At 43.9% G+C, this 7,554-nt stretch carries 13 protein-coding genes and 1 pseudogene; 9 read left to right on the top strand and 5 right to left on the bottom strand.

Features of this window, described 5'->3' with window-relative positions; translation table 11 throughout:
• Nucleotides 1-175: 175 nt before the first annotated feature.
• Nucleotides 176-544: a tetratricopeptide repeat protein gene (locus tag JUI58_RS01310; protein ID WP_204101936.1), complete on the bottom strand. Its 369-nt coding sequence runs from the start codon at nt 542-544 to the stop codon at nt 176-178.
• Nucleotides 545-626: 82 nt separating this feature from the next.
• On the opposite strand from JUI58_RS01310, the gene JUI58_RS01315 reads away from it, so the two are divergent.
• Nucleotides 627-944: a type II toxin-antitoxin system RelE/ParE family toxin gene (locus tag JUI58_RS01315; protein WP_348539811.1), complete on the top strand. Its 318-nt coding sequence runs from the start codon at nt 627-629 to the stop codon at nt 942-944.
• The gene (locus JUI58_RS01320; protein ID WP_204101938.1) at nt 916-1,269 is read left to right on the top strand and encodes a hypothetical protein; all 354 of its coding nucleotides are present in this window, start codon (nt 916-918) and stop codon (nt 1,267-1,269) included. The genes JUI58_RS01315 and JUI58_RS01320 overlap by 29 nt, the downstream gene beginning before the upstream one ends.
• Nucleotides 1,270-1,561: 292 nt before the next feature.
• Here JUI58_RS01320 and JUI58_RS01325 read toward each other — a convergent pair whose 3' ends face one another.
• Complete coding sequence (locus JUI58_RS01325; protein ID WP_204101939.1) at nt 1,562-1,768, bottom strand: type II toxin-antitoxin system RelE/ParE family toxin; 207 nt, start codon at nt 1,766-1,768, stop codon at nt 1,562-1,564.
• Nucleotides 1,756-2,103, bottom strand: a complete 348-nt coding sequence (locus JUI58_RS01330; RefSeq protein WP_204101940.1) for a hypothetical protein — start codon at nt 2,101-2,103, stop codon at nt 1,756-1,758. Before JUI58_RS01330 ends, JUI58_RS01325 begins: the two co-directional genes overlap by 13 nt.
• A gap of 107 nt (nt 2,104-2,210) precedes the next feature.
• On the opposite strand from JUI58_RS01330, the gene JUI58_RS01335 reads away from it, so the two are divergent.
• From JUI58_RS01335 to JUI58_RS01345, 3 genes are all read left to right on the top strand, one after another.
• Nucleotides 2,211-2,549, top strand: a complete 339-nt coding sequence (locus tag JUI58_RS01335) for a hypothetical protein (protein ID WP_204101941.1) — start codon at nt 2,211-2,213, stop codon at nt 2,547-2,549.
• A gap of 193 nt (nt 2,550-2,742) precedes the next feature.
• Nucleotides 2,743-2,943: a hypothetical protein gene (locus JUI58_RS01340; protein ID WP_204101942.1), complete on the top strand. Its 201-nt coding sequence runs from the start codon at nt 2,743-2,745 to the stop codon at nt 2,941-2,943.
• The gene (locus JUI58_RS01345; RefSeq protein WP_204101943.1) at nt 2,934-3,353 is read left to right on the top strand and encodes a type II toxin-antitoxin system VapC family toxin; all 420 of its coding nucleotides are present in this window, start codon (nt 2,934-2,936) and stop codon (nt 3,351-3,353) included. Before JUI58_RS01340 ends, JUI58_RS01345 begins: the two co-directional genes overlap by 10 nt.
• Before the next feature lie 113 nt (nt 3,354-3,466).
• Here JUI58_RS01345 and JUI58_RS01350 read toward each other — a convergent pair.
• A pseudogene (locus JUI58_RS01350) lies at nt 3,467-3,619 on the bottom strand (carbohydrate porin); the annotation flags it as partial.
• Between the two features lie 102 nt (nt 3,620-3,721).
• Complete coding sequence (locus tag JUI58_RS01355; protein WP_204101945.1) at nt 3,722-4,090, bottom strand: hypothetical protein; 369 nt, start codon at nt 4,088-4,090, stop codon at nt 3,722-3,724.
• 259 nt (nt 4,091-4,349) lie between these two features.
• Between JUI58_RS01355 and JUI58_RS01360 the strand changes: the two genes are divergently transcribed.
• From JUI58_RS01360 to JUI58_RS01375, 4 genes are all read left to right on the top strand, one after another.
• Nucleotides 4,350-4,535 (top strand): phage integrase N-terminal SAM-like domain-containing protein, encoded by a 186-nt coding sequence (locus JUI58_RS01360; protein WP_204101946.1) that lies wholly within the window; start codon nt 4,350-4,352, stop codon nt 4,533-4,535.
• On the top strand, nt 4,448-5,332 hold the full coding sequence (locus JUI58_RS01365; RefSeq protein WP_239121196.1) for a biotin/lipoyl-binding protein: 885 nt from the start codon (nt 4,448-4,450) through the stop codon (nt 5,330-5,332). The genes JUI58_RS01360 and JUI58_RS01365 overlap by 88 nt, the downstream gene beginning before the upstream one ends.
• Before the next feature lie 227 nt (nt 5,333-5,559).
• Nucleotides 5,560-7,233, top strand: coding sequence for an ATP-binding protein (locus tag JUI58_RS27525; protein ID WP_348539810.1), 1,674 nt, complete (start codon nt 5,560-5,562; stop codon nt 7,231-7,233).
• 109 nt (nt 7,234-7,342) lie between these two features.
• On the top strand, nt 7,343-7,554 hold a 212-nt coding region (locus JUI58_RS01375; protein WP_204101948.1), incomplete at its 3' end, for a hypothetical protein.

Here is a 7,554-nt window from a genome sequence, read left to right on the forward strand (position 1 = left end):
CAGGAGGATTGAATCGATTGAGTAATGTAATCCTTAACAAAAAAGCCAAAAATAGTTCAATTTTTCCTTGACAGGATTGACTTGACAATGATATTCTTACAGAGTGGGAATCTGTGCGTTCCTGTGAACCCGTTTTTAAGGGGAAAAATAAGAGATCGCGGTGCAATTTAGAGATTTATCTTCGTCGGAAAAGATTGCGGATGATTCGGTAAAGAGCAATCAGAATAATCCAAATGAGGGCAAAGGGAAAGGCAACAATACCTAAAATAAAACAGAGAATGAGATTAAACTTACTGCGTTGGGCAAATTTAGCAACAGCTTTCACCCACTTGGGAAGAGGATAAGCATTAAGAGGTAAATCTAAGGCTTGATAAATTTCTTGTGCTTGATATGCTGCTGCATATCCATCTTGAATTCTGCCAACTTTTTGATACAAACTACCAAGATTTTGTAAAGACCTAGCTTCTCCCCCTCTGTCCCCAATTTGGCGTTTAATTTCCAGAGATTGCTGATAGAGTGCGATCGCCTGTGGGTAGTCTCCCAACGAAGCGTGACGGGAACGGTTATCGGAACGGAGAAATATTGGCCTCCAGAACAAGCAATGGGTAAGGCTACGTTTAGCAGCGATTTATTTGACTGAAGCGGGGAATAGTCCCTTTGAAGATTGGTTGAACTCTTTGCGAGATGTCAAAGCAAGACGAAAAATAAAATTGAGACTCGATCGCGTCAGTTTGGGAAATTTAGGAGATTATAAATCAGTGAGTGAAGGGGTTTGCGAATTGAGAATCGATTATGGTGGTGGTTATCGGATTTATTTTGGACAAGTGGGTTCTACAATTATTATACTTTTATGTGGAGGCGACAAAAGCACGCAACAAAAAGATATTCGTCAAGCACAAAAATACTGGAAAGACTATGCAAACCGTCAAAACCCCAACAACTAAAAGCTATCAATCTTATTTAATTGAATCTTTGAAATCTCCTGAAGAAGCCGCAGGATATTTAGAAGCACTTTTTGAGGAAGAAAACCCCGAACCCGAATTGTTACACAGAGTATTAAACAATATTTTAGAAGCGTTAGGAGATATTTATCTAACTCCAGAACAGATCGAAGACCATCGCCAAAAACTCAACAATCTTTTATCCGAAAAAGGCAATTTTGCCATCTACCATTTGAGCAACTGGCTTGAAGTTTTAGGATTAAAGATAATTATTCAAACCATTCCCAAATCTTCTGGCTATGGGGAAAACAATAATGCAACTCAATAACAAAGCTAAAATTGCCACAAATAATCCAACTTTAAATTAACATATCGTTGAACTGGGTGAAGAATGCCAAAATGCGATCGCACTGACGAATCAACTACAATTATCCGATTTGACGGATAAACAAAAAGAAAAAGGGTGCAAGCATTGCACCCCTACGAGATAACGGTAAAATTTGGGGGTTTTAGTAGGGGCGTATTGCATACGCCCATTCCCTATTCGCATACGCCCATTCCCTATTCGCATACGCCCATTCCCTATTCGCATACGCCCATTCCCTATTCGCATACGCCCATTATTTCCCAAAAGCAACTAAAAGTTTCCGCAATCCTACAACGTCATCTACGGTTTTGCCTCTACGGGGATTCTCCTGTAAACTTTCACCAGTAGAGACAATCTTTTGGACTGCACGTACCGCAGCATCAGCATCGTTGATTTTGAGAAACTCGTAATGGCGATTGAGATCGTCAACTGCACCTTCAGTCCAAACTATTTTGGACATGGTTTTTCCCCTTCTGTTCCTAAACTATCAGCCCATTCGCGTATAGAATAATGGGTAATACCAATACCTTTACGATAGTAAGATTCGAGGGCAAGTTTACTTTGTTGAACCATTTCATCTTCAGTAAGGGCTTGAAAATTTAAGTCTGAGTCGATCGCACCGTACTCAAGACAATTTTCTGCTGTTTGAGTCGTCTGATTGGTCAAAAATTGCTCAAAGTCTTCTAAGTCTCCAGAAGAATTGATTAGCCATGTTAAAAGAAGCGTTTTAACTTGTTCCCCTGGTAATGTATTAATATGTTCCCATATCATTTTTTTCGTTTGGCTGACTGTCATAACTGTTTTGGTTGAGTTAGAGTTTTGTCATAGTCTGATTTTACTACATCAGGAAACAACGATCGCACTAGCGATAGGAAAAGAATTGCCAAACAGGACAATCAACCATGACATTTCTCAACAACAGCGATCGCCAAACTTTAAAAGAACTCATCAAGGAAAGTATCCGAGAAGTTCTCAAAGAAGAACAATGGAATTTGTACACCGCTTCAATTCCTTATGTTGACGATGAAGAACAAAACGAGATCGATCGCCCGTGTATGCCGACAGATAATGCAGAAGAATTTGTTAAACTGAAGAAGATTTTTGCCCCGAATCTTTTGCGATCAAACATAAATGTCGGGAGCCGTTCCTCCAGAACTTGCTACACTACTGTTGTCATTAAATATCGAGTTCGTGAATGGGAATTTGTTTCCCGACCTGCAAAAGTTCAAGCAAACTGCTGACAGTCTATTGAGGAGGCCGTCGCATGAGTCACATTGAACCGAAAAGCGATCTGGAGGTTTCCAGACAAAAGCAAACATTGCCACGACTTGCCCTCATTTGGAAAAATTGAACGCACTGCGTTCCAAATTGAAAAAGAAACCTAAAAGCGATCGCATCTCTGGCAATAATGGAAAATAAACCATACGCGAACCCATGCTAATTGATAAAATCCTTCAAGAACTCCAAGAAATTCCCGAAGAAAAACTCGCAGAAATTTACGATCTGATTTACTACTTTCGCTTAGGATTGGGTCGAGAATCCCCTCAACCCCGCACCCCCGGACTTTTAACCGGAAAACTCAGCGATACTTTTTTTGACCCCCTACCTGAAGAAGAACTCCAGCGATGGGAATAAAATATCTTCTCGATACTCATATTTTCTTGTGGTGGCTTTTCGACGATTCTAAGCTCGATATGGTTTGCCGAGACATCATTCGCAACTCAAAACATCAGATTTTTGTCAGCAGTGCTTCTGCTTGGGAAATTGCCACAAAATACCGCATCGGTAAACTGCCTGAAGCCAAACCCATTGTCGAACGATATTCACAGATATTAATTCAAGCAAAATTCCTTGAACTTGGCATTACCTCAGCCCATGCCATCAGAGCAGGTAGTTTGCCGATCGCTCATCGAGATCCTTTCGATCGCATGATTATGGCACAAGCAGAACTCGAAAAAATACCTGTTATCACTTACGATAAAGCATTTCAAACGGGATTAATTGAGATTATTCCCGATCGCGGAACATCTCCAGATTCTCATTAAATCGGCATTATCAAACCGATCCTCGAGGAGGAATCAAATTGAACGAAGCAGAAACGAGAGCAGAACTCATCGATCCCGCCCTTCGTACTGCGAGATATGAATCGCGAGTTCCGTTAAAAACGAAAAGTGAGCCTCAATGTGCCGACTAAAACATCGGGATTGCGGGCGGATTGGTTGGGGGCGGTTAACCAAATCATTCCGGGGGTTAAAAAGATATTGTCCGTGACTTTATAGCGGTAAAATGCCTCGATATGCCAAGGAATAGCGTTGCCCGGAATCAGATCGGTAAAATCTTCCCCTAAATCCGAACCCAAAAACCAATTGCCTCCTGTTTGGAACGGTTGGGGGACTGGCGATCGCGTCGTAAATTAAGCAAGACGATCAAGTCCACCTTCAAGAAGATTTTTAACTGTGTCTCCAAAATCAGCACCTTCCTTTGCTTTGGCAAGTTCATCAAAAATATCTCCTTCGGGAGGTTGCTGAGTTAGAACCTCACGCTGTAAAGTGTAAAAGTGTGTGTAGATTCCTTCAGTTTCCAACTCAGCGGTTACAAGACAGAAACCTTGAGCACCTAAGTAGTTTAAAAATTCATGTATAGTCTTCACTTTGGGTTTAAGACGCTTCCCGTTCACATAAAGATTCATAATTTCATTGGTCATTCCACGCCCTAGCAGTTGAACACGAATCTGAATAACTTGGTAAGCCTTTCTCATTGTTGTAGAAGTTGAAACAGTCATGAGTAAGTAGCACTCCTTAGATTTTAAAGATTTGATTAATTGCCTAATTTGGCTAGAAACAGACAACCTTAACGAACTTATCGGTTTCGGCATAACTATGAATTATACGGATTGAATTATACGGATTTTTTCCATCTAATCACCCCCTATACAGATTTTATTAAGATTTCATCCGCATAACACTCTGCATAGGGATGTTATACGGAAATTTTCTGTATAATTCCCTTAGAGCGCGTTTTATACGAATTTGTTTGTCCCTATGACTGCCCCCCCACCGCCAAAGAAGCTGCTGGACGTGCTTCGAGAAGTGATCCGCCTCAAACACTACTCCTACCGTACTGAGCAAACTTACATCGATTGGATCAAGCGGTACTTGCGCGTCCGGCTGGAGAGTTGCACCTTGTCGAAGCTACCCAAGCGGGTACAGTCCAACGGATTGAAGTGAAAGAAAATCAGCAGGTGAAGGCCGGAGAGACGATCGCTCGATTGGATGATACCCGCTTAAATGTGCAAAAAATCCAATTGCAAGGCGCGATCGCCCACCTACAGCAACAAATCCAACAAATTCAGGCTCAGATTGTTGTCCTCGATCGCCAGATCGCAGCCGAAACTCAAGAGAATCAAAGTGCAATCGCATCTGCCCGAGCCGAATTAGCCGGCCATCGTCGAGAGTACCGCGATCGCGCTCTGAATAGCCAAAAAGATGTCGCAGCAGCCGAAGCCGAATTAAGACAGATCGGCGCGGAATCGATCGCCGCAGAAGCCAACCTGAGATCCATAGAAGCCTCACTAAAAACCACGCGAGAAAAATTAGACCGCTACCGTCCCCTCGCCCGAGAAGGGGGAATCTCCCAAGACCAATTGGCAGAAGTTCAGTTAGCCGCGATCCAACAAGAACAAGACCGCTTAGGAGCCATCCAAGAACTGAAAATGCGTGCGGCTGCCGTTGAAGCCGCAAAAGCGCGGCTCGAAAAAGCCAAAACTGCCCTCGATCCCAGTCCCGCAGAAGTCGCGATCGCCCGAGAACAAATTCGCCGAGAACAGGCCACCGGAACCGTCAGAATCGCTACTTTAAAACGGGAACGAGAATCTTTAATCCAACAACAGATAGAATTAGAACAACAAGGCGATCGCCAATGTACCCTACAAGCCGGGATGGAAGGGAGAGCCGATATTCTGGCTCACCAAGAGACGGTATTACAGTTCATTTTGCGAAGGGCTAGACTGATAAGCAGTCTCTAAACTGCAACGACTTTGGCCAAGGTGCGATACGAGAAAAGAGCGGGGAGGGTCAGCGCGACCTGAAAAGATGGGGAATCGACAAGGGAATAATCTTTTGACAAGAGGATTTTCAGTCCAAATTGCACGGAACTCCTTTCTATGACATGATCCCCAATAGCAATTTTTTGGGGTGATTTTGTTGCGTTTACCCTGAATAGATTGGAAATAACCTGAATCAAACAAGCTTAGTGAACAGTCCCTCAAACTCTTCCAACCGTTTACAACGCCACCTGAGCCGTTATTCTACGGCAGGGGTCTTTTGCGTCAGTTTAGTGGTGGCATTGGTCAGTGTCATTCCCCTCTACAACAAGCTTAAAATAGCTCAGGAGCAAGACCTCCAGGCTAAACTGAGCAACCGAACATTGGCGGCTGAACAGGTGCAGCAAAGCAGTATTGAAGTTGCTGAACAAGTCACCAGTCGTACCTTTGCCCGCAAGATACTTTCTGACTACGTTCAGGGCAAGGCCAGCTTGACTGAGTTGCAGGAACTGAGTTTGTTCGATCTAGAGGATGCGATCGATCAAAACGATTCACTGGTGGGGGTCAGTCGCTTCGATCGCACCGACCAACTCCTGGTTCATGTCGGAGTTGACTCGACCCTGGATCTCTCAGACATTCTCCAAGGGGAGACGGGCGAGATGCTCTTGGCCCAAGAGCAAGGGGACACCTTGGCGTTGTTCTTTCCGTTGCGAAACGGGTCACAGGTGCTGCCGGAACACTTGGCTTCTTTACTCCACGGTGCGATCGCCCACGATCCAACAGAAATTGAACATTACGACAATCAGATCATTGCCTTTGGGACCTTGCCGCATACTGACTGGATCATTGCGGTGCAGATGGATCGTCAGGAACTGTATGGTGCAGTGAACCGAGATTTGTTTTTTGTCGGTCTGGCAGTATTTGGGGTCAGCACGATCGCCACCGTTGGTTTGGTTTTTGTGTTGCGTCCCTTAATTAAACGGGTTACGGATGCGGATGAGCTAGAGAAAGAGGTGCTTGCCAAAACAACAGCCTTTGAGGAACTCAAGCAAACTCAAATCCAGTTATTTCAAGCTGAAAAAATGTCAAGCCTGGGTCAATTAGTGGCAGGCATTGCCCATGAGATCAATAACCCAGTGGGGTTTCTAAAAGGGAATATTCAACCTGCCCAGAACTATATAAAGGATCTACTCGGACTGATTGATTTGTATCAAGAAAAAATGCCTAACCCTGATGCAGATATTGAAGATGAAATTAAAGAGATTGACTTGGAATTTATCCGCGAAGACTTGCCCAATATTATCAACTCGATGAATTCAGGAGTGGATCGCATTCGCAATATCAGTGATGGTTTGCGTATCTTCTCTCGTCAGGATCGAGATTATAAGACAGCATTTAATATCCATGAGGGCATTGAGAGTACAATACTAATCCTTAAGCATCGAACCAAGAGCAATGAACAGCGGCCAGCAGTTGAAGTTGTCAAGAACTATGGCGATCTACCGGAAGTGCAATGTTTTCCAGGTCAGTTAAATCAGGTGTTTATGAACATCTTGGCCAATGCCTTTGATGCCTTTGAGGAGGCGAATCAAGGCAAAACTTTCGAGGAGATTAAAGCCGATCCCAATATAATTACGATTACCACTTCAGTGGTTGATAAGCAGGTGCAAATTCAGATCCAAGACAATGCCTGTGGAATGAAACGGGAAACGATTGAACGAATTTTTGAGCAGGGATTTACCACCAAAGAGGTTGGCAAAGGAACTGGTTTGGGGATGGCGATCGCGCATCAAATCATCACGGAGAAGCATGGTGGCTCAATCGAATGCAGTTCAGAGTTTGGCAAGGGAACAATCTTCACGATCGCATTATCCATTGTCTAGACATCACCATCCTCAACGCAACAGCAGAGAATCCTCGTGTCTCGTTGGCAACAGATACAAGAAGCACGGAATGGGGGGTCGATGACTCCCGAGGTAGCCATTGTTTCTTATGGGAGGTTATGCCGCATTGCAAGTGGGTCCGGTCGCGCGAAATTTAGCAGGAGGGCGGTTGGCTTGCGATCGCATTGTTCCCGCGATCGTCTCGCTCCCTAGCTTTTTAATTCATAGTATTCATGCGGATTTGATATTATGGGGAGACGATCGCATCCTTTGTCAGATTACCAGTCAAACCATTTACGATTCCTATGCGATCGCATTAGA

It is taken from the genome of Spirulina sp. CCY15215, assembly GCF_016888125.1.
Lineage (GTDB): Bacteria > Cyanobacteriota > Cyanobacteriia > Cyanobacteriales > Spirulinaceae > CCY15215.